Source organism: Bradyrhizobium sp. USDA 3364 (assembly GCF_054056355.1).
This window is the reverse complement of the sequence record NZ_JBSRYG010000002.1, coordinates 3,968,931-3,989,773: the sequence shown is the minus strand read 5'-3', so window position 1 is coordinate 3,989,773 and position 20,843 is coordinate 3,968,931. Positions and strand designations below refer to the sequence as shown.

22 protein-coding genes are annotated in these 20,843 nt (G+C 65.3%); 9 read left to right on the top strand and 13 right to left on the bottom strand.

Annotated elements, in window-relative coordinates:
- Positions 1-75: 75 nt before the first annotated feature.
- Together ACVILL_RS18855 and ACVILL_RS18850 are read left to right on the top strand one after the other, a co-directional pair.
- Positions 76-459, top strand: coding sequence for a winged helix-turn-helix domain-containing protein (locus ACVILL_RS18855; protein ID WP_456730426.1), 384 nt, complete (start codon positions 76-78; stop codon positions 457-459).
- 367 nt (positions 460-826) lie between these two features.
- A complete protein-coding gene (locus ACVILL_RS18850; RefSeq protein ID WP_456729119.1) occupies positions 827-1,867 on the top strand; it encodes an IS110 family RNA-guided transposase in 1,041 nt (346 codons plus the stop codon).
- A gap of 376 nt (positions 1,868-2,243) precedes the next feature.
- Here the strand turns inward: ACVILL_RS18850 and ACVILL_RS18845 are convergent, their stop codons facing one another.
- Positions 2,244-3,740 (bottom strand): aldehyde dehydrogenase family protein, encoded by a 1,497-nt coding sequence (locus tag ACVILL_RS18845; RefSeq protein ID WP_456730425.1) that lies wholly within the window; start codon positions 3,738-3,740, stop codon positions 2,244-2,246.
- 343 nt (positions 3,741-4,083) lie between these two features.
- On the opposite strand from ACVILL_RS18845, the gene ACVILL_RS18840 reads away from it, so the two are divergent.
- Positions 4,084-4,935, top strand: coding sequence for an SDR family NAD(P)-dependent oxidoreductase (locus ACVILL_RS18840; RefSeq protein ID WP_456730424.1), 852 nt, complete (start codon positions 4,084-4,086; stop codon positions 4,933-4,935).
- A 151-nt stretch (positions 4,936-5,086) separates the two neighbouring features.
- Here ACVILL_RS18840 and ACVILL_RS18835 read toward each other — a convergent pair whose 3' ends face one another.
- Entirely contained in the window at positions 5,087-5,464 is a 378-nt protein-coding gene (locus ACVILL_RS18835; protein ID WP_456730423.1) for a hypothetical protein, read from the bottom strand.
- 339 nt (positions 5,465-5,803) lie between these two features.
- Between ACVILL_RS18835 and ACVILL_RS18830 the strand changes: the two genes are divergently transcribed.
- Both ACVILL_RS18830 and ACVILL_RS18825 read left to right on the top strand, forming a co-directional pair.
- Entirely contained in the window at positions 5,804-7,213 is a 1,410-nt protein-coding gene (locus tag ACVILL_RS18830) for an aldehyde dehydrogenase family protein (protein WP_456730422.1), read from the top strand.
- A 72-nt stretch (positions 7,214-7,285) separates the two neighbouring features.
- A complete protein-coding gene (locus ACVILL_RS18825; protein WP_456730421.1) occupies positions 7,286-7,846 on the top strand; it encodes a DUF2478 domain-containing protein in 561 nt (186 codons plus the stop codon).
- A gap of 265 nt (positions 7,847-8,111) precedes the next feature.
- Here ACVILL_RS18825 and ACVILL_RS18820 read toward each other — a convergent pair whose 3' ends face one another.
- From ACVILL_RS18820 to ACVILL_RS18785, 8 genes are all read right to left on the bottom strand, one after another.
- Positions 8,112-8,318: a hypothetical protein gene (locus ACVILL_RS18820; RefSeq protein ID WP_035651034.1), complete on the bottom strand. Its 207-nt coding sequence runs from the start codon at positions 8,316-8,318 to the stop codon at positions 8,112-8,114.
- A 70-nt stretch (positions 8,319-8,388) separates the two neighbouring features.
- Positions 8,389-9,384 (bottom strand): hypothetical protein, encoded by a 996-nt coding sequence (locus ACVILL_RS18815; protein ID WP_456730420.1) that lies wholly within the window; start codon positions 9,382-9,384, stop codon positions 8,389-8,391.
- A complete protein-coding gene (locus ACVILL_RS18810; protein ID WP_456730419.1) occupies positions 9,381-10,502 on the bottom strand; it encodes a GNAT family N-acetyltransferase in 1,122 nt (373 codons plus the stop codon). The genes ACVILL_RS18815 and ACVILL_RS18810 overlap by 4 nt, the downstream gene beginning before the upstream one ends.
- A complete protein-coding gene (locus ACVILL_RS18805) occupies positions 10,499-11,698 on the bottom strand; it encodes a hypothetical protein (RefSeq protein WP_456730418.1) in 1,200 nt (399 codons plus the stop codon). Before ACVILL_RS18805 ends, ACVILL_RS18810 begins: the two co-directional genes overlap by 4 nt.
- Positions 11,695-12,570, bottom strand: a complete 876-nt coding sequence (locus tag ACVILL_RS18800) for a HesA/MoeB/ThiF family protein (RefSeq protein ID WP_456730417.1) — start codon at positions 12,568-12,570, stop codon at positions 11,695-11,697. The genes ACVILL_RS18805 and ACVILL_RS18800 overlap by 4 nt, the downstream gene beginning before the upstream one ends.
- Positions 12,567-13,634, bottom strand: a complete 1,068-nt coding sequence (locus tag ACVILL_RS18795; RefSeq protein WP_456730416.1) for a hypothetical protein — start codon at positions 13,632-13,634, stop codon at positions 12,567-12,569. Before ACVILL_RS18795 ends, ACVILL_RS18800 begins: the two co-directional genes overlap by 4 nt.
- A gap of 335 nt (positions 13,635-13,969) precedes the next feature.
- Complete coding sequence (locus tag ACVILL_RS18790; protein ID WP_456730415.1) at positions 13,970-14,245, bottom strand: YiaA/YiaB family inner membrane protein; 276 nt, start codon at positions 14,243-14,245, stop codon at positions 13,970-13,972.
- Between the two features lie 71 nt (positions 14,246-14,316).
- Positions 14,317-15,012, bottom strand: coding sequence for a PspA/IM30 family protein (locus tag ACVILL_RS18785; protein WP_456730414.1), 696 nt, complete (start codon positions 15,010-15,012; stop codon positions 14,317-14,319).
- Positions 15,013-15,124: 112 nt separating this feature from the next.
- On the opposite strand from ACVILL_RS18785, the gene ACVILL_RS18780 reads away from it, so the two are divergent.
- Entirely contained in the window at positions 15,125-15,733 is a 609-nt protein-coding gene (locus ACVILL_RS18780) for a TetR/AcrR family transcriptional regulator (RefSeq protein ID WP_456730413.1), read from the top strand.
- 207 nt (positions 15,734-15,940) lie between these two features.
- Positions 15,941-17,116: a fatty acid desaturase gene (locus ACVILL_RS18775; RefSeq protein ID WP_456730412.1), complete on the top strand. Its 1,176-nt coding sequence runs from the start codon at positions 15,941-15,943 to the stop codon at positions 17,114-17,116.
- Positions 17,117-17,229: 113 nt separating this feature from the next.
- On the opposite strand, the gene ACVILL_RS18770 is transcribed toward ACVILL_RS18775, so the two are convergent.
- A complete protein-coding gene (locus ACVILL_RS18770) occupies positions 17,230-17,601 on the bottom strand; it encodes a cupin domain-containing protein (protein WP_456730411.1) in 372 nt (123 codons plus the stop codon).
- A gap of 296 nt (positions 17,602-17,897) precedes the next feature.
- Here ACVILL_RS18770 and ACVILL_RS18765 point away from each other — a divergent pair, with 296 nt between their 5' ends.
- A complete protein-coding gene (locus ACVILL_RS18765; RefSeq protein ID WP_456730410.1) occupies positions 17,898-18,182 on the top strand; it encodes a hypothetical protein in 285 nt (94 codons plus the stop codon).
- Positions 18,183-18,245: 63 nt separating this feature from the next.
- Here ACVILL_RS18765 and ACVILL_RS18760 read toward each other — a convergent pair whose 3' ends face one another.
- Both ACVILL_RS18760 and ACVILL_RS18755 read right to left on the bottom strand, forming a co-directional pair.
- Positions 18,246-19,070 carry an amino acid kinase family protein gene (locus tag ACVILL_RS18760; protein ID WP_456730409.1) on the bottom strand — a complete coding sequence of 275 codons (825 nt, stop codon included), beginning with the start codon at positions 19,068-19,070 and terminating at the stop codon, positions 18,246-18,248.
- Positions 19,071-19,082: 12 nt separating this feature from the next.
- Positions 19,083-19,895, bottom strand: a complete 813-nt coding sequence (locus ACVILL_RS18755) for an amino acid kinase family protein (RefSeq protein WP_456730408.1) — start codon at positions 19,893-19,895, stop codon at positions 19,083-19,085.
- Between the two features lie 227 nt (positions 19,896-20,122).
- Here ACVILL_RS18755 and ACVILL_RS18750 point away from each other — a divergent pair, with 227 nt between their 5' ends.
- The gene (locus tag ACVILL_RS18750) at positions 20,123-20,821 is read left to right on the top strand and encodes an ABC transporter permease (protein WP_456730407.1); all 699 of its coding nucleotides are present in this window, start codon (positions 20,123-20,125) and stop codon (positions 20,819-20,821) included.
- Positions 20,822-20,843: the final 22 nt, after the last annotated feature.

Here is a 20,843-nt window from a genome sequence, read left to right as displayed (position 1 = left end):
GCCCGTTATCTAACGGGTTCATCTTGTTCATAAAAGCGGGTAGTGGCAATCTGTTGCCGAGAGAACAGGTCTCCCATGTCGAAATCGAGCGCCTCATCGCTCCCCTCCCTGAGCGTCCGCATCGACCTCGATGCCGAGGACCGGATCGGACCGGGAAAGATTCTGCTGCTGGAACATATCCGGGAATGCGGCTCGATCTCGGCTGCCGGCCGCGCCATGGACATGAGCTACAAGCGCGCCTGGGACCTGGTCGACGAGATCAACCGCATCTGCCGGCAGGCCGCGGTGGAACGGCAGACCGGCGGCAAGAACGGCGGCGGCGCGGTGCTGACCCCGTTCGGGCTTTCCTTGGTGGCGCGCTACCGCAAGATCGAGCGCGATGCGGCGACCGCGGTGCGCAAGGATCTCGAGGCGCTGCGCAGCGACATCGGCAAGCCGAAGAAGGCCGCCGGGCGGTAAACGCACTGGACCTGCGGCCGTCACAGGGGCGCGCTGCGAAAATGTCGAAAACAACCCCATGCAAAGGAGCCGGCCGCCGCCGGCCTCGACAACGCAACTTGACACGTCGGGCAACTCAGGGATATATTTCTAATATTCCGAAATCGCGCCAAGTGCCCCCTGCAAGCGCAGGGCAATCGCATACGGAAACGTTCGGTGTCGTCCCGGCGTAGGCCGGGACCCATCACCCCAGGGAGCGGTTGCGGCGTGGGCGAACGACCACGAGTCTTCGTCAAACCAAATCCTGTGGTTGATGGGGTGGACGGCCCCCTACGGCATCAGTGTGCCAGAATGAGGTTGTTGCAAATCTCAGACAAGGGAGCCGTCCGTGAGAGAGATTATCCGCATTGGAATGGATACGTCGAAGCATATTTTTGTGCTGCATGGGGTTGATGCGGCGGAGCAGGCGGTGTTGCGCAAGAAGCTGTCGCGCAAGCAGGTGCTGGAGTTCTTTGCCAAACTGCCGCCGACCGTGGTCGGGATGGAGGCGTGCGGTGCGGCCCATTACTGGGCTCGGGAGCTTGGCAAGCTCGGCCATGAGGTGAAGCTGATGGCGCCGCAGCTGGTGAAGCCGTATGTGGAACGCAACAAGAATGACGGGCGAGACGCGGACGGGCTGTGCGAAGCGATGAGCCGGCCGCGGATGCGGTTTGTGCCGGTGAAGAGCGCCGAGCAGCAGGCCGCGCTGATGCTGACGGGCGTCCGCGACGGGCTAATCGCCCGCCGCACCCAGCTCAGCAATGCGATCCGCGGCTATGCGGCGGAGTTTGGCCTGGTCGCCGCCAAGGGACTGGACAAGATCGAGCCGCTGCTGGCACGGATTGCGCAGGACGAGAGCCTTCCGGCGCTGGCGCGTGAGCTGTTCGCCATGCAGGGCCGCGACTACACGCAGCTGCAGGGCGAACTGAAGACGATCGAGGCCAAGCTTTTGGCCTGGCACCGGGCCAACGCCACGAGCCGCCGTCTGGCCCAGATCCCCTCGGTCGGTCCGATCATTGCGACGGCGTTGGTGATGAAGACCCCCGACCCGCACGCGTTCCGCTCCGGCCGGTGGTTCGCGGCCTGGCTCGGCCTGACACCCAAAGACCATTCCACCGCCGGCAAGACCAGGCTCGGCAAGATCACCCGCGCCGGCGACGAGACCCTGCGTCGGCTGCTCGTGGCAGGAGCCACTGCGGTGATCCGGCAAGCAAGGCTCGGACGCGGCCAGCCCTCGCGCTGGCTCGTTGCGCTGCTCAAGCGTAAGCCGCCGAAGCTGGCGGCGGTGGCGCTCGCCAACAAGGTTGCCCGCATCGCCTGGAAGCTGATGGTCACGGGCGAGAACTACGACGCCGCACGGATCAATGCCGCGCCGGCAATCGTCACCTAAGAGTTTGGCCGGCCGGACGCTGCACTCGCCGGCCGAACCGGAGCTGCAAGAGCAGATGGAATGATCGATCGATCCAGCACGCGAGACAAGCCGCGGGACCCATTGGCCTTCAGAAGGTCGCCAGGTTGTTTGGCACTCGCGTCGCGGAAACCATCTTGGCCCAGCGGTCAATCCGACCGCATCAAACAGGCCGGACATATGGATGACAGCGATCCGACCAGTTCCAGAAACCTCTTGTGCCACGGGGGCCGTCCACATATGGGTCCCGGATCTGCGCTCCGCTTCGCTGCGCTTGTCCGGGACGACGAAGTTCCTTTGCCATATGCGATCCCCCTCCCCCCGCAAGCGGGAGAGGGAGCGCAGTGTTTTCGCGGCCCTAGCCCGTCTTGATCCAGACCGCCTTGACGTTGAGATATTCCTCGACGTGCTGCTTGCCGGACTCGCGGCCGTAGCCGCTCATCTTGTAGCCTCCGAACGGCACCGCCGGGTCCATCGTCTGGTAGCAATTGACCCAGACCGAGCCGGCGCGCAGCGCCTTGGCGACCTGGTGCGCCTTGCTGACATTGGTGGTCCAGACGCCCGAGCCGAGGCCGAAGGTGGTGGCGTTGGCGCGCTTGATCAGCTCTTCCGGATCCTTGAACGAGATCGCCGAGATCACCGGGCCGAAGATCTCCTCCTGCGCGATGCGCATGTTGTCCTGCACATTGGCGAATACCGTCGGCTGCACGAAATAGCCCTTCGACAGCGCGCCCTCGGTGAGGCGGCCGCCGCCGGCAAGCGCCCTGGCGCCTTCCTTCTGGCCGATGTCGAGATAGCCGGAGACGCGGTCCATCTGCTGCTGCGACACGAGGGGGCCGATCTGGGTGTTGGGATCGATGCCGTTGCCGACCTGCAGCTTCTTGCCGAACTCGGCGACGCGGCCGACGAATTCGTCATAGACCTTCTGCTCGACGAACAGCCGCGTGCCGGCGCTGCAGATCTGCCCCGAATTGGCGAACACCGCCATCGCAGCTCCCGGCACCGCCGCATCGAGATCGGCGTCGGCGAACACGATGTCCGGCGACTTGCCGCCGAGCTCGAGCGAGACCCGCTTGAGGTTGCCGGCCGAGGCGCGGATGATCGACTGGCCCGTGATGTGCGAGCCGGTGAAGGCGACCTTGTCGACATCGGGATGCGAAGCGAGCGCCGCGCCCGCGGTCTCGCCATAGCCCGGCACGACGTTGACGACGCCGGGCGGAATGCCGGCCTCCATGCAGAGCTCGCCGATGCGCAGCGAGGTCAAGGGCGATTCCTCGGCCGGCTTCAGCACCACGGTGCAGCCGGTCGCGATCGCGGGGCCGATCTTCCAGATCGAGGCCGTCAGCGGCCCGTTCCACGGGATGATGGCGCCGACCACGCCGATCGGCTCCTTCAGCGTGTAGGAGAAGATCTCGCCGGGCAGCGAGTTCTCGATGGTCTCGCCGTGGATCGCGGTCGCCTGGCCCGCATAGTAGCGCAGCATGCCGAGCGCGCGCAGCTTGTTGCCGCGGGTGCGGCTGATCGGCGCGCCCATGTCGAGCGTGTCGAGCTGGGACAATTCCTCGAAATTGGCTTCGACCAGCTCGGCGAGCTTGAGCAGCATGTTCTGCCGCTCGAACGGCTTCACCTTGCTCCACGGCCCTTCGAAGGCGCGGCGCGCAGCGGCAACGGCGCGGTTGATGTCCTCGGCATCGCCCTCGGCGACCGAGGCGAGCAGTTCACCGGTGGCGGGGTTGTGGGTTTCGAATTTCTTGCCGGAGGCGGCGTCGACCCATTTGCCGCCAATCAGCATCTGCTTGTAGGAGCCATCGGCATAAGGATGGCGCGTGATCGGAATAGCCTGCGAAACAGCCATGTTTGCACTCCCTGTCAAATTGTCGGCTGAGGTCTTTTGAAAGCGTTATATCCGGAATTCTACAGCGCAGGCGCGAAACCGTAAAGCCGAGCAGGCGTTGTCGAGGGCGGCGCGCATGAAAACCTCCCATGCGCCTGCGTGCGTGGTGCGCACCGTCGCGGCACGTTCCATGGCTTGATGGTTCGAGACGCGCGGCATTGCCGCGCTCCTCACGATGAGGTCTGCTACCCTCGCCACGAGGTCTGCTATAAGACCTCATCCTGAGGAGCCGCAAAGCGGCGTCTCGAAGGATGCAGCCCCCTTCTGAAAACGTCCTTGCCACATATGTGTCCGGAGACCGCCGATGCCCCACCCCGTGATATCAACCAATCATGTTGCCGTGATCACCGGAGGCGCGTCCGGCATCGGACTTGCCGCAGCGACGCGATTTGCCGCGGCCGGCATGAAAGTCTGCATCGCCGATCTCGGCGATGACAGGCTGAAGGACGCCGCAACGAAACTGTCGTCTGCGGCGCCGGGCGGCGCAGCCGATATCATGACCGCAGCCGTCGACGTCAGCCGGGCCGACGAGGTCGCAAGCCTCGAGGCCGCCGTCGCGAAAAAATTCGGCGGCACCGACATCCTGATGAACAATGCCGGCATCCAGCCCGGCAGCGCGATGTTCGGTCCATCCGACAATTGGCAGCGCATCCTTGGCGTCAATCTGTGGGGCGTGATCAACGGCACGCAGGCCTTTGCACCCGACATGATCAAGCGCGGAAAGCCGGGGCTGATCATCAACACCGGCTCCAAGCAGGGCATCACCACGCCGCCGGGCGATCCCGCCTACAACGTCTCCAAGGCCGGCGTGAAGGCGTTCACCGAGGCGCTGCAGCACGAGCTGCGCAACACCGACGGCTGCAAGATCACGGCGCATCTCCTGATCCCGGGCTTCGTCTTTACCGGGCTGACCGCGCGCGGACGTACCGAGAAGCCGCCCGGCGCCTGGACGGCGGAGCAGACCATCGACTTCATGATCGAGCGGCTCGAAACGGGCGATTTCTATATCCTCTGCCCCGACAACGACGTGCCGCGCGCGCTCGACGAACGGCGCATCCTGTGGGCCGCCGGCGACATCGTCGAGAACCGCCCGCCGCTGTCGCGCTGGCACAAGGATTACGGCGATGCGTTCGCCGCGTTCGTGAAGGGGAAGTAAACGCCGCCCGTCATTGCGAGGAGTGAAGCGACGAAGCAATCCATGCGTCCGTGCATGCGGAGCGATGGATTGCTTCGCGGAGCCTGTCATCCGGCGGCGCTTCGCGCCGACCGGGTGGCTCGCAATGACGTGGAGGCGTCATCGATCTCCCTCAATTCGCCCGCACCCGCAGCGTCGCCGGCTGCGCCACCAGCGCTTCGCCGAGCTCGCTCTGCTGCGCGCGCGGGATCGAAAAGCAGACGCTGAAGCCATCCGAGGTCTTGAGCGTCATCATGCCCTGGGTCGGATCGGTCGACTGCTCGATCGTCCATGAATCCAGCGGATAGGCATAGCGCAAGGTCTGGTCGCCGAAACGGGTCTGCAGCGCCTTGCTGATCAGCCCGGGCAAGGTCATCACCAGCGCGCCGACCTGGTTGATCGACAGGCGGATGGTTGCGGGCTCGCCCTTGCCGTCCACGAACCCCAGCGAAATGGCACAGCCGTCGGGCGCGACCTCGCAAGTGGTGAGCTCCTGGGTTTCGATCTGCATGCCGGCACTCCGGATCATCGTTATATTCATTGCAATATATCGCAGCGACGACCAGCGTCCAGCCCCCAAAGTATAGCAGCCGACCGTCCAGCGCGGCCGCGCGCGGCGTTAGAATAGATTGAAGCCCGCGGTGTTCCCGTTGACGCCACGCCGGCGACCGCGAATAAATGCGCGTGAAGATCAGGCTGACTTTTCTTCACGTTTTTCCTGAGAATTCATTCGGTTCGGCAGTGCGAAGCCCGCCCCTGGATGGCCGTGGCGCCCGTGTCGCAACCGTGATATACGTTAGAATATAGCGAGGTCCGCGAAGGGCCCGTTTGACCAGGGAGAGCAAAGCCAATGAGTGATTACAGTCTTCTCATCGACGGCAAGATGGTACCCGGCGACAGCACGATGCCGGTGCTCAATCCGGCCACCGAAGAGGTGGTGGCGCAATGCCCCCGCGCCTCCAGGGAGCAGCTCGACAAGGCCGTCGCCGCCGCGAAGGCCGCCTACCCGGCCTGGGCCGCAACCCCGATGGACGAGCGCCGCAAGCTCGTGATCAAGATGGCCGAGGTGATCGAGGCCAATGCCAGCGAGCTCGCCCACATCCTGACCGGCGAACAGGGCAAGCCGCTCGCGGATGCCACCGGCGAGGTCATGGGCATGGCCGGCTTCTTCCGCTATCTCGGCTCGCTCGACCTGCCGATGCGCGTGATCGAGAATTCCGGCGACCGCAAGGTCGAGGCCTATCGCCGCCCGCTCGGCGTGGTCGGCGCGATCATCCCCTGGAACTATCCGCTGCTGATCCTGGCATTCAAGCTGCCGTCGGCGCTGCTCGCCGGCAACACCCTGGTGGTGAAGCCTGCGCCGACCACGCCGCTCGCCTCGCTGCGCTTTGCCGAACTGGTCAAGGACATCCTGCCGAAGGGCGTCCTGAACTTCATCACCGACGCCAACGATCTCGGCGATCACATGACCAAGCACCCTGACATCCGCAAGATCTCCTTCACCGGCTCGACCGCGACCGGCCAGAAGGTGATGGCGAGCGCATCGCAGACCCTGAAGCGCATCACGCTCGAGCTCGGCGGCAACGACGCCGGCATCGTGCTCGACGACGTCGATCCGAAGAAGGTCGCGCCCGGCATCTTCGAAGGCGCGTTCCAGAACTCCGGCCAGGTCTGCCTCGCCATCAAGCGGCTCTATGTGCACGAATCCGTCTATGACGAGATCTGCAACGAGCTGGTCGCGATCGCGAAGAACACCGTGGTCGACGACGGCTCCAAACAGGGAACGAAGCTCGGCCCGCTGCAGAACAAGATGCAGTACGAGAAGGTGAAGGCGTTCCTCGACGACGCCCGCAAGAACGGCAACGTGATCGCCGGCGGCGCCGCGATGGACCGTCCCGGCTACTTCATCGAGCCAACCATCGTGCGCGACATCAAGGAGGGCTCCAAGCTGGTCGACGAGGAGCAGTTCGGGCCGGTGCTGCCGGTCATCAAGTATTCCGACAAGGATGACGTGATCCGCCGCGCCAACGCCACCACCTACGGCCTCGGCGCATCGGTGTGGTCGTCGGACATCAAGCGAGCGCACGAGATCGCGACCAGGATCGAGGCCGGCACGGTGTGGATCAACAAGCACCTCGACATGGCCCCGAACATCCCGTTCGGCGGCGCCAAGCAGTCGGGCATCGGCACCGAATTCGCCGAGGAAGGCCTCGCCGAGTTCACTCAGCTGCAGATCATCAACGGCCCGCCGGCCGCCTGATCGGAAAAACATGCGGCCGCGACGCTTCGGCGCCGCGGTCGCTCCACTCCTCCACAACGAGCAGAGCCCATCATGTTCGATGCCCAATGCGACCTCGCCGCCCTGGTCTATGACGACAAAGACGATCCCGACGCCGTTCTGCGCGATTTCGCCGGCGATCTGAAGGCGCACGGCACGCGCGTCGTCGGCATGGTGCAGACAGGCCAATGCGCGGATTCCAGCCTGTTGGCGGTGCTGGTGCATAACGGCGAGACGCTGCTGCTGGCGCAGCCGCCGAGCGAAGGTGCCACCGGCTGCAAGCTCGATCTGTCGCGGCTGCAGGATGCAGGCGTCCGCGTCGCCGACGCGCTCGCTGACGGCGCCGATCTCGTCATCGTCAACCGGTTCGGCAAGCGGGAGCGCGACGGCAAGGGCCTCGGCTTCGTGATCGAGCGCGCGCTCGGCGCCGATATTCCCGTCGTGATCGCGGTGTCATGCTCGAGCTTTGCGGACTGGATCAAGTTCGCCGGCGGGATGAGCGTGAAGCTCGCCTGCGACCGCCATGCGCTCGACGCCTGGTGGCGCAACGTCTCGCTGCGGACGGCGGCGAAGATCGCGCTGGATCACACCACGGTGTGCGAGGCGTTCAAGTAGATTGCGCTCCGCCAATCCACTCTCCACCCCGTCGTCCTGGCGAAAGCCAGGACCCATAACCGCCGAATTTGATCGTGTGCGGGATCGTAGCCCCAGCGTCGCGCAACAACTAGCGACTGGGGTAATGGGTCCTGGCTTTCGCCAGGACGACGCTGAACGTTTGGTCCCGCTTGTGAACCATACATTCACATTCTCTCGGGATGGCGGTACAAACAGAATCATGGGATGGGTTAGCTGACCCACCCTACGCAGCCTTTGCGATCACTCAGAGCGTTTCCTGCTTGTGGTCACAGTTCTTGCAGGTGAACTTGACGCGGGTCTGGCCCTTCTCGGCCTGCACCCGGTTCGGCGCGCCGCACTTGCCGCAGACGGCCTCGATCCGGGTGGTGCCCTGCTTGATGACCAGGTTCCGTTTTTCCATGGTTTCGCGGATCAGCCGTTCGGCTTCCTCGCGCAGCGATTGCTTCGACATCATCCCACCGGTCATTGGTTTGCGGGCCGCCTCTTAGCACGGCCGCGTGAAGCTTTGACAGGGGGTACGATCAGACAATCAACCGATCCACCGGCAACCGGAAATGCCGGGGTTTCACCGGTTTTGCCGGACGGCCGGCGCGGAAGACGTTGACGAGGCGCTGATCGCTGCCGATTTTGCCGAGCTTGCGCAGCCGCTCGTTGAAATCAGGGTGATCGGCCAGCGCCGAGATCGGACACGCCGCGAACCCGGCGCGGTCGATTTCCAGCCAGGTGCGGTAGAAATGCCGCCCCGTCGTGAGCGGATCCTCACCGACCGGACGGCAGAACAGGATGATCGCCGCTGCCGATGCGGTCTTGGTGTTGTCGGCGAGCAACGATGCCGCGACGCCGAGACGATCGAGCGCCTTGAACAGGTTGCCCAGCACGTAGCGGGCAGCCGTGGCTTCCACCGCATTCATCGCGAGCGCATCGCGGTTGAGGCCGTCGAGCAGATAATGCGGATGACCGGGCGACAGCCGCATCCAGTCGAGCAGCTCGGCCCGGTAGTCGTCGCCGCGGACGAAGGAGAATTCGGCCTGGTCGGCCCAGCCCGCGATATCCGCGATCACCCGGCGCTGACAGATGCAGATCACATCGTCCCGCGCGGCGGCAACCTCCGCCAACGCCGCCGCATCGTCGGACGAGGCCAGGAATTTGCCGCGCCACGACATGCGGCGTGCCACATGCTCCGCCAATGGATCGGGCGCAGCGCCGTGCCTGATCGCAAAGCTGCACAGCGCGGCAAATTGCGGCGACAGCGGCTGCTCGATCGTCGTCATGGCCGTGATCGCGAGGCCGCGGCGGTTGAGCGCGAGGCTCATGCCCTCCAGCGCCGCGCCGTGCGACACCAGGACATCATGTCCCGCGGGGTCCGCGACCGGCGCGCGGACGCTCGTGTCGTCGACCAGCGCCAGCCGCCCGTCGTCGAGCAAACGCCAGCGGGTCGGCTGGATGTTGTGGACGCTCGGCGCCAGCCGCGCCTCCGCGACCAGCTCGCGCAGCAGATCCGGCGTCAGCGCGCTCATGCTGCGGCCAGCCGCTTGGTGAACAGATGCAGCCGGTGCAGCGGCTTCGCCCCGACCTTCTCGGCCTGGCGCAGCGACGGGCCGTTGATGTCTGATATCCAGGTGCCGCCGAGCGTACGGTAGCCGGCCTGCTGCAACGCCAGCGCGGTGCGATAAAGCATCGCGCCGTTGAGCCCGCGATTGTGCAGGTCGCGGCAGACCGACTGATAGATCAGCACGGCGCGGGTGTTCATCATGCGGTGCTGCACGAATTTGAAAGGCGCCGTCAGCCCGATCCGGCCGCCGATCGCCCTGATCAATGGGTTGAGGTCGGGGATCGCGATGATCGCGCCGGCAGGGCGGCCGTGATGATAGACCACGGTCGAAATCCGCTTGTCGATGATCCACATCATGTCGCCGGCCTGGAACAGGTATTCGGCCGCGGTCGGCGGCACGAACATCGGATTGTCGGCAAAGCCGTCATTGAGGATCAGCCGCGCGTCCTCCAGCCGCACCTTGAAGGCGGAGCGCTTGATCGGCTGCCAGACGAAGTCCTTGTCGGCAAGCACCGCGCGCTGCTTGTCGCCGAGCAATTGCTCCGGCTTGCCGCCGTCGAGCGCGATCTCGAACGTCGTCATCGGGAAGGTCGCGGTGTAGCCCGTGCGTTCGAGGTGGTGCGCGATGTGCGGCGGCGACCACATCATGTCGGTGAACGGCGCATGGTCGAAACCGTCGGTCATGACGCCGATCTGCTGCATCGCCGTGAGATTGAAATTGCCGGCGATGCGGCTCATGCCGCGGGCGGACAGCCACTGCTCGGCGGCGCGCAGCAGCGCATCGGCCACCTCGGGCTCGTCGACGCAGTCGAAGAAGCCGAACGCGCCGTGGCGGGTGCCGTGCTTGCGGTTCGATGCGTCGTGGATCGATGCCGCGATGCGGCCGACCGGCCGGCCGTCGCGATGCGCGGAGAACAGCGCGTAACGGCCGTGGCCTTCGGTGACGAACGGGTTCTTCGCGGCATCGAACATCCGGTCGAAATCGCTCCACAGCGGCGGCACGTAGAGACTGTCGGGGCCATAGGCATTGAGGGCGGCGTCGAATGCCGCTTTGCGGTCGCCCTCTCGGATCTCTGTTGTCATTTGGCCTCCGGGGTCAGCGCCAAGAGCCGCCGCACCAGCGCCAGCGCAGTCTCGGTGGCGGGATCGGCCGCGGTGACGGGCACGGCGAGCACGATCAGGTCGAGCGGATCATGCGCGAGCACGATGACGTGGGTGGCGCTGTTGGCCGACATCAGCGAGACCATGCGCTCGGCGGCGGGGTCGTTCGGCGCCAGCCCCCACGGCGCATCAGGCCGGCGCAGCACGCGCCGCGTCGACAGGAAGTCGCGCAACAGCGGCGGATCGTAGAGCCCGAGCTCGTGTTCGCGGAAACGCCGCGCGCTTTCGAAGATCGGATGCCGCGCGAGCTCGGCGATCAACTGCTCGCGGGTTTGCGCCGGCGAGGCCGCGACCGAGTTGAGCACGCCCGGCTCCTGCGATTCGAACAGCGCCCGCAGCGCGTCGGTCATCAGGCCGATGGTCAGCACGCCGGCGATCGCCACCGCGACGAACCGGACCATCTGCGCCGCATCGACGTCGGGCGCCATGAAGGCGGCGGCCAGCCCCAAGAGGCCCGACGAAATCAGCCGCAGCGCCATCATCGCAAGCCCGTGCCGCCGCGTCTCGGCGCCGCCGCCGGCGATCAGCATCACGGTCACGGTGAGCAGCGCACCGAGCGCACCGAGCCGCACTGGAATGTCCGGGAATAGCGTGCGGAAGTCGGTCAGGATGAACGGGATCACCACCAGCGCGCCGACCGCCATGCGGCCGATGCTACGGTTTTCCGAGGCCATCAGCGCGGTACGGTCGCGCGTCGCCAGCAGCAGCGCGCAGGTGGCAAAGGCCAGCAGCTGGAACAGCGCCAGCGCGATCGCATAGGGCATCGCGAAGCGTTGCAGCCCGAACGTGCCGCCGAGGCCGAGCAGGATGGCACCCGCGAGCGCCGCGATCTTCACCGCGCGCGGCGCATGGCGGCGCAGGATGCCCTCGGTGACGATCAGCGCGCCGAGCGGGATCAGCGCGGCCGGGATCACCGAGAGGCGGTCGAGCACAAAGCTTCCGGTCCACCACGCCAGGCCGCGGTCGAGGAACAGGAGCGCGATCACGCCGAGCGCCAGCAGCAGGCGGCGGGTCAGCGGGCTGCGTGGATCGCGCCGGTAGAACGTCATCATCGCCACCGCGACGCCGATGGCACCGCAGAGATTGACGATTGAATCGGCAATCACCCCCGAGGTCATGCGCTGCCCGTCAATTGATCGATCGCGCGGCGCACCAGCGGGCGCATCATGGCGGCAAGCAGCGCATTGCGCGGCTTCTCGATCGCCGGCCGATGCGGGTTGAGGAACCAGCCGCGGCAATCGGTGCCGGAGGTGCGGCCGAGGATCAGCGCCACCGCCTCATAGGCCATCAGCATGCCGGTCGAGATCACCATCGGCGCGAACGACATCCGGCTGCGGCGGCCGGCGGCGACTTCGCCGGCGATCGCGAGATCGACATAGTTTCGCGACGAGGAATGCAGCATCACGTGCTCGATCTCGGCACGCATCGCTGCGCGGCGGTCGTCCTCGGTGATCGCTTTCCAGTCCTTGCCTGATGTCGGAAAGCCGAGGCGCTCTTCGGGCCGCGGATCGTGCGGACGCACCACGATCACCGACGGCAACGGCGACATGTAGGCGTCGATCACGGTCGACTCCGCGGACTTCGCGGTCCGGTACAGGTGCACGCCGGCAGCGATATCGTCCATGCCGTTGACGATGACCGGACAACGCGCGGCGATGCCGGGCAATTCATCGGTCCAGTTCTCGCCGAGCACCTCGATCTCGATGGTCGGGTTGATGCGCCTGGCAGCCTCGGCGGCGACTTCCGCCTTCTCGCGGCCGACCTCGTCGGCAAAGGCGAACACCTGGCGGTTGAGGTTGGAGACTTCGAAACGATCGATGTCGGCGATCACGAACTTGCCGACGCCGGCGCGCGCCAGCGCCATGAAGGCCGCGCCGCCCATGCCGCCGACGCCGCAGACGAACACCCGCGCCTGGCGCAACAGCTGCTGCTCGTGCTCGTCGATGAAGCCGATGTTGCGGCCGGTGAAGGAATAGTAGTCGAAGTTCATCGCGCGGCCCCGTTATCCTGCTTGCGCGGACGCAGCGTGCCGAAGGCGCGGCTGTCGTCCATCCAGTACACCACCGGCAGCACCAGCCGCTGCAACGCCAGCATCGCGGACGCGGCGAGCAGCGCCGGCAGCGAACCCGAGGGCACCTCGCTCATGACGTAGCGGCGCGCACCGGCCAGATCGACGCGGCCGAGCTGCAGCACGTCGTCACCGCGGCCGTAATCCAGCTCGCGCTCGCAGAACTCGTTGTAAACGGCGTCGCGATGTTTCGGCGCGATCTCAAAAGTCTTCTTCAGCGCATCCGAGCCGCCGGTATAGGCATTGGTGATGACCGAGCGCGCCTCGTCGAAGCCGGCTTCCTCGCCGACGCCGAACACCGCGCGATGCCGCGCCATGATGCCGCGCGCGAGCTGCAGATGCGCAAAGCTCTGCCGCGCCCCCGGCAACGGCGACGGAAACACGTCGGAGAAGGTGTCGCTGACCATGCCGACCACGGCCGGCACCTGGGTGACGTTGGAGATCCATTTCGGCCGCAACCCGTCGCGGGCGAACAGCACCAGCGCGGTCAGGCCGTAGAGCACCCAGGACAGCCCCTGCCCGCGCACATCGGGATCGACCATGACGAGGCCGAGATGGGTCACTTCAGTGGGCTCGCCGTCGAGCGGCACGTCCATCACCGACAGCGCGTTGAAGGCGATCGGCCGTCCGGTGTCTTCCTCGGAGATGACGGTGACGATGGCGCGCGACAGCCGCTCGGGCTCGCCGGAGAAGATGCCGTAGGTCAGGCTCTCCTCGGGCAGCGTCTTCGCAGCAACGATGCGGAGCTGCCCGACCAGCGCGTCGAGCTCGTCCTGCGGCAGCGACAGGCCGGGCGATTCGACGATGCGCGTGCGCTGCCCGGCCTGGGTGCGCAAGGTGAGATCGATGGTCGGCTGCGACAGCGCCTTCAGCCAGAAGCCGCCATGGCTGCGCAGGCCGTCAAAGGCCGCGCGCGCCTTCGCAATTGCCTTGGCAAGGCCCCTGCTGCCGCGCGACGCGGGCGTGCGATTGTCCGTGGACGCCATTTCTCTGTCCCTCGGGCGCGATCTCTGCACTGGCCCCTGTTAAGGAGCCATGAGCGCAACCCGGCGCGGTTTGCCGCAGGGTAAACAAGGCCTTCCGGAAACGGAACAAAGTTGCCCCTGCCACGTCCCAATCGGCGTTATCCCCTCGTCCTGAGGAGCTTGCGAAGCAAGCGTCTCGAAGAGACGAGGCCACGGACCGGGCCTCATGGTTCGAGACGGCGCTGACGCGCCTCCTCACCATGAGGATGAAGAACGGCGCAGACGCCCCGAACAACGAAAGCGGCGGGTGAAAAAGCACCCGCCGTTTCGTGCCGGACCCGGCTCACCCGGCCTTCTCACCCGGCCTTGGAGACTTCCATCAGCAGGCGCTCGGCCTTGGCGTCCTCGATGCGGTTCACGAACTTGCTGCTCTCGTAATTGTCGCGCACCGTCTTGGTCAGCGTGACGCAGGTCTGGACCAGCATCACAATGCCCATCGTCAGGTAGCCCTTCATCCAGAGGTCGATCGGCAGGAAGAACACGCCGACGGCGACGAGGAAGGCGGAGGCCGCGAAGGACGCGTAAGTGAAGGTCACCCAGCTGCCGCTGTGGGGTTGGATGGTCTGGTTCATGGTCGTCTCCTTGATGATAATCGGGTTGAAATTGATTTGGTTTCAGACTTCAGGGTTCAGGCTTGAGGTTTTCAAGGTTGCGGCGGGCGCTTGGCTTTCAGGCGCGCCAGCACGTCGTCGGCGGTCGATTTCATCCGCGGGCCAAAACCCTGCTCGGCGAGCCTTTCGGCGACGACGAGCGGGCCCGAGGCGGTATCAATCTCGAACAGCGCGTCGTCAGCGGCCTGGGCTTCCATCTGCCGCTCGCGCAGCCGCTTCAGCGTCGCTTCGGCTTCCGGCAAGGTCGACTCGTAGGGCCGTGACGCCTCGATGCCGCTGCGGCGCAGCGATCGCACCGCCTCCGAGGCACGGGCGAGCCTGCGGCCGCGATCGAGCTCGGCGATGCGCGCCTCGGCATTGGCGACGTGGCGCTTCAGCCGGACGATCTCCGAGGCGAACAGCGTGCGCGCGGTCATCGCGGCATCCCGTTCGGCTTCGAGGTTGGCGATCGCCTGCGCGGCGTCGCGGGCGAGGTCCTCCCGGCCGCCCTCGAGCGCCGCCGACGCGCGCACCTCGAGATCGGCGATCCTCCCGTTGGTGGCGTCGAGCCGGCGGCCCTCCTGCTGGTCGCCGGCGATGGCGAGCGCCAGCGTCCGCTTCGAGCGGTCGACGGCGGCGGCCGCATCGCGCATCTGCTGGTCGAGGATGACCAGCGCCGTCCGGTCTTGCAGTTCCTCTTCGGCGACTGCAACGGTGCCGCGGAAAAGAGTCAAAACAGTTTTGAACATTTGATCGCTCCCTGTTATGAGCATCGCTCATGAATCTCTTGTACCATATAATGAGCAACGCTCAAGAATTATTTGAGCGACGCTCACGACGACGGTTAACGACGGGTGAAACATGTCCAAAGCATTGGAACGACGTGCAAAACTGCGGGAAGCGCTGATCGAGGCGGCGGAACGGGCGGTTGCGGCAAAGGGTCTCGGCGGCCTGAAAACCCGCGACCTCGCCCAGGAAATCGGCGTCGCCAATGGCGGCGTCTACAATCTGGTCGAGGATGTCGACGAGCTGATCCTGCGCGTCGGCTCACGCACGCTGGCGCGGCTGGACGCGTCGCTGTCGCTGGCCGAGATCGGCGGGTCGGCGGCGCCGCGCGAGATGCTGGTGCGGATCGCGGTCGCCTATTGCGACTTCGCCGCCGACAATCTCGAACTGTGGCGCGCGCTGTTCGAGCATCGCATGCAGCCCGGCAAGCCGGTGCCGGAATGGGCCATCACCGAGCAGATGGAATTGTTCCGCCACATCTACAAGCCGCTCGCTACACTGTTCCCGCAGCGCACGCCGGCACAGCTCGGCGTCACCGCGCGCAGCCTGTTCTCCGCCGTCCACGGCATGGTCGCGCTCGGGCTGGAGCACAAGCTGATCGCGGTGCCGATCGGCCAGCTGCGCAGCGAGATCGCGACATTGACCCGCGCGATGGTCGACGGATTGACCGCGAAGAAGGAATAGCGCAGGTGCCCCAAACCAGCGGAACATCCGCGCGCGGCATCAGCTGCGGCAATCGGCGCCATGCTGCTTTGACAACCGATGTACTAGCAGAGCCACTGGTTTCGCGACGCCGCGACTTGTCTGCCGGCCGCGGGGTTCCATTTATTACACCGCGCAAGAACCGCCTGGCCGGGCGGCCTACGCATTGAAACAATCGAGGTCGCGACCGTGTCCAGCAATATCGATCCAGATCCGCAACATGATGACATCATGTACCCGCAGGTCCTCCCGTTTGTGCTGGTCCACGCAGGGTGTCTGGCGGCGATCTGGTCGGGCATCTCATGGCCGGCGATCGCCATTTGCGTCGCTCTATACTGGCTGCGCATGTTTGCGATCACCGCCGGGTATCATCGCTACTTCTCGCATCGGGCTTACGCAACGAGCCGGACGTTTCAGTTCATCCTTGCATTCCTTGCCCAGAGCAGCGCCCAGAAGAGCGTGCTTTGGTGGGCGGCGAAACATCGACATCACCATCTTCATTCGGACACCGAGCAGGATGTGCATTCGCCCGGGCACAAAGGCTTCGTGTACAGCCATCTCGGGTGGATCTTTTATCGGCAGCACGATGCAACTGAACTGACGAAAATCGCGGATTTTGCCTCGTATCCGGAGTTAATGTGGCTGCACAGATTGGAGGTCTTGCCGGCTATCGTGGTCGCAAGTCTGTGCTTCCTCATTGCCGGATGGCCGGGGCTCGTGGTCGGTTTCTTCTGGAGCACGGTGCTGCTGTATCACGCGACGTTCTGCATCAACTCGCTCGCGCATGTTCACGGACGCAAGCGCTACGTTACGGGCGATGACTCCCGCAACAATTGGCTGCTGGCCCTGTTTACGATGGGTGAAGGTTGGCACAACAATCATCACGCCTACCAAAGCAGTGCGCGGCAAGGCTTCCGCTGGTGGGAGATTGATGCGACCTATTACGTTCTGGTGGCCTTGTCCTGGCTCGGTATCGTCTGGGACATGAAGGCACCGCCCGCGCAGGTTCTACGCAACGAGCAGCGCTTGGGATCGCGCGTGATCAAGCGGACGGCTGAGCAGCTCGCCGGCCGGTTCAACCCGGAATACATCGCGCAGGCGATCAGATCGTCGGTCCACGAAACCGGATTGTCGGTGCGGGAAGCGCTTGTTCTGCTGCAGCACCGTGCCGACCTGCATCTGCCCAGCATCCCGACGCGTGAGCGGTTGCTGGCTGAAGCCCAGGCCATGTTCGCGAAGACGAGTTCGTTGGACGACATCGTCGACCGCGCCCATGAACTCCTCGTGGAATCGGTTTGCCTTCTGCTGGCCGTTCCCCTGCCGCTGGCCGGCGCAAATTCGAAACCTCAAGCGAGCCAGCGCTAGAGCATGATCCGGAAAAGTGGAAACCGGTTTTCCGAAAAGATCATGCTCAAACAAAGAGACGAGATCGTGATGCGTTTCCGCGGAAACGCATTACGACCTAGCGTTTTGCGGCCTCACGGCTCCATCGTGTAGCCGCGCCCGGGCTCGAGCGCGTAGATGGTCAGGAAGCGCAGCGGCCGTTCCGGGTCGCAATTGCGAAACACCGTGTGCGGAATATCGGGACGATCCTGCAAGGTCTCCCCTGCCCGATACTGCCGTGGCGCCTCGTCACCATAGGCGGATTCGGCAACGCCTTCGACGATGTAGACCACGCCGCCGACCGGATGCCGGTGCAGTGGAGCGACGCCGCCGGGCGGATAGGTCACCTCGGCGACGACGAGTTCGCGATGATCGCCGGGCAGCTCGAGGCGCTCGAGGGTCTTGCGCGTGACGCCGGCAAACCCGGCTTGGGGTGCGTTGGCGTTACCGTGGTTACTTTCAGCCATTGGAACCTCTATCCTGTCACGCGAGCCTTTGTCCCGATCCGGCTGACTATGGGGGCACACGCACGACGCAACAAGCGCCCAAGCATTTCAACAGGTGTCGCACGGATGAGGCGAAGTCCTTGCCACTCCTGCTCCGGCGTTGCAGGATTCCTGCGCCGAAAACCTTCAGCAGTGGGCCTTGCATGAAAATGGGTATCGTCACGATGCGATTGGCGGGAGTCGCCGCCCTGGCGCTTGTCCTTGCAGCGTCAAATGTCACGCCGGCGACTTCGGCGCAGGCCGTGCCGGAATGCTCGATGTCGGTGACACTGGCGGATTGGGGCGAGAATTCGACCGGCGATATCGACGTCGCGTCGGGCGAAAGCTGCCGGATCCCGATCGGAATCCGCGGCACCGTGACGGACTCGGCGATCTCGCAAAAGCCGGCCTACGGCAAACTGAAGAAGATCAACGCATCGACCTTCGAGTACAGGGCGAAGGCCAAGTACAAGGGCAGCGATACGTTCGCCATCAAGGCGACCGGTCAAGGGCCGAAGGCCTCCGGCACCTCGGTCATCACCGTGCGCGCGACCATCAAGTAATCGCCGGCTCGCGGTGAGCTGGTCGCGCGCCGGCAAACACGGCGCGCGACCGTTGCATTCGTATCAGGCCGGCCGGGCGCCGGTCCGGATGATCGAGCCGACATGCTGGCCGCGCAGCGCCGCGGTGAGACGGCCGGGAACCAGGCCGTTGACGACCTCCACGCGCTCGATATGCCGCGCATTCGCCATCACCTCGAGCAGCGCGGGATCGAACGGCAGCGTGCCCTTCAGCTTGGCGAGGTCGGCGAGGCTCGCCTCGCGCAGCAACTGCGCCTTCTTGCGGTTGGGACCGTTCGGATCGTCGGTGTACACGCCGTCGACGTCCTCGACGATGGTGAGCCCGGCTGCGCCGAGCGCGTCCGCAATCAGGAACGCCCCGGTGTCGGCGCGATGCAACGGGATGCGCGAGGCCGGGAATTCATGATGGTGATAGGGCGGAAACGCGCTGCCCACCACCGCGCGAGATGCGGAGAGATGGATCGCGAGCTGGCTCGCGATGGTCGGATGCTCGATATAGGACACGCCCTCCGGCGCGAGCAGGCAGCCCAAGATGTGGCCGTTCTGGCCCGCCTCGCTCGCGGCGAGCGGCTGAAGCGAGCCGACCGGCAGGCCGAGGTCGAGGCCGACGCTGTAGAGATGGCGGGCACGGATGCCGGCGCCCGTCAGGATCAGCATGCGGTGCTCGGGCAGCAGCGAACGCAGCTCGTCGACGATCGGCAGGATCGCCTCGTGGCCGCGATCCATGATCGAGCGGCCGCCGATCTTGATCACTTGCACCCAGGGCAGCAGCGGCATCGGACGGCCGCCGGCGACGGGACGGGTGAGATCGCTGTCGAGCAGGGTCTGGCGCGCGAGCGGCGAAGCGACGTGCTTGATGGTGTCATCCATGGTCGTCTCTCTTCAGCTCGCGGTGATGATGGTGCCGACATGCTCGCCCGCGAGCGCGCGGGTGAGGTTGCCGGGGACGAGGCCGTTGATGACCTGCACCTGGCGGACATGGCGCGCGGTGGCGAGCAGATCGAGCACCGGGAATTCGAGGATCGAATCCTGCAATCCCTTGGCCTTCATCTCGGCGACCGAGATCTTCGGGATGAAGGTGGCGCCCTTCGAGGTCTTCGGGTTCGCGCTGTAGAGGCCGTTCTCGTCCTTCACATAGATCATCGCCTTGCAGCCGAACTGCTCGGCAACCAGAAAGCATCCGGCGTCGGTGCGATAGGGCGGGATCATGCCCTCGGCGGCGGGCCGCATCCACAGCCCGTAAGGCGGCATGCCGCTGAAGATCACGGCGTTCACCTCGGCAAGATAGAGAGGAACGGCCGAAAGGCCCGCGCCGCTCACCGCGGAGATGCCGTGCTTGGCCAGCAGCTGGCCCAGCATCACGGCGTTCTGATCGGCAACGGAGGCACCGAGCTGCGAGAGCACGCCGGCCGGCAGCCGAAGCCCGGCGGCGATCGAGTAGAGATGCCGGGCGCGGGTGCCCGCGCCGGTCCCGATCAACAGCTTGTGCGCCTTGCGGGCCGCGACGATCTCGTCGACCAGCGGATAGACCGCGGCGCGGCCGCGGTCGATGACGCTCTGGCCGCCGATCTTGATCACCGTGGCATCCGGCAGGATCCGGAAGTCCGATGCCGCATCCGCCGCAGCCAAAAGCTGCGGGTCGGTCAGCGACCGCTGCATCAGGAGCGATTCAAGCTCCGCCGTCGTGTTTGCCATGAGGAACGTCCTTATCGCCAATGCGCCCGGCATTGCTTCCGTCGGCCCCGCGACATCCGAACCGGTCGCCACCGGCCGCTCGCGGAGGCCCGCAGCCGAACCGCACTGGTAGCGATAGTCCGGGCCGGTCTCAAGATGCAATGGCAATGGCCGGAGCCTACGATGGCTGGCCGAAACCGGCTCCGATAATTTTGCTTATTTGCCGAGGTTTGGCCTAGTAAGAGACTATGAATGATTTTACCCAAGCGCTGGAACTGGCTGCCAGCCTTATCGGCCGCTTTGATCCGGAGCTACGCCAGATCGTCGGCCTGTCGCTCGGCGTCAGCCTGACGGCGAGCCTCTTTGCCTTCGCGATCGGGGCACCGATGGGTACGGCGCTGGCCATCTACCGGATCCGTGGCAGAGTTGCGTTGATCGTCGTCGTCAATGCGCTCTTGGGGTTGCCGCCGGTCGTGGTGGGACTTGCCGTTTACCTCCTGCTATCCCGATCGGGGCCGTTGGGGGCGCTGGGGATCTTGTTTACGCCAACCGCCATGGTGATCGCGCAGGCCATTCTCGGGATTCCGATCGTCATTGCACTGGTGCACCGGACGATGGTGGGTGTCTGGGCTCGTTACGGCGATGCCCTTCTCGTCGACGGCGCTTCGCGCCTGCGTGCCACCTCGCCGCTCATGGCTATCGGACGCGACGGGCTATTGACCGCGTTTCTCGCTGCTTTCGGCCGGGCGATCGCAGAGGTCGGCGCGATCATCATCGTCGGCGGCAATGTGCGCGGGCATACGCGCACCATGACCACTGCCATCGCGTTGGAGACGAGCAAGGGAGAGCTAAGCCTTGCGCTTGCGCTCGGCATCATCCTCGTCATCCTGTCGATGACCGTGAGCGCGTTGAGCTTCCTGATCGGACGCATCTTGGCCGGTCGCTGAAGCGCCAAACAATCTTGTTGTT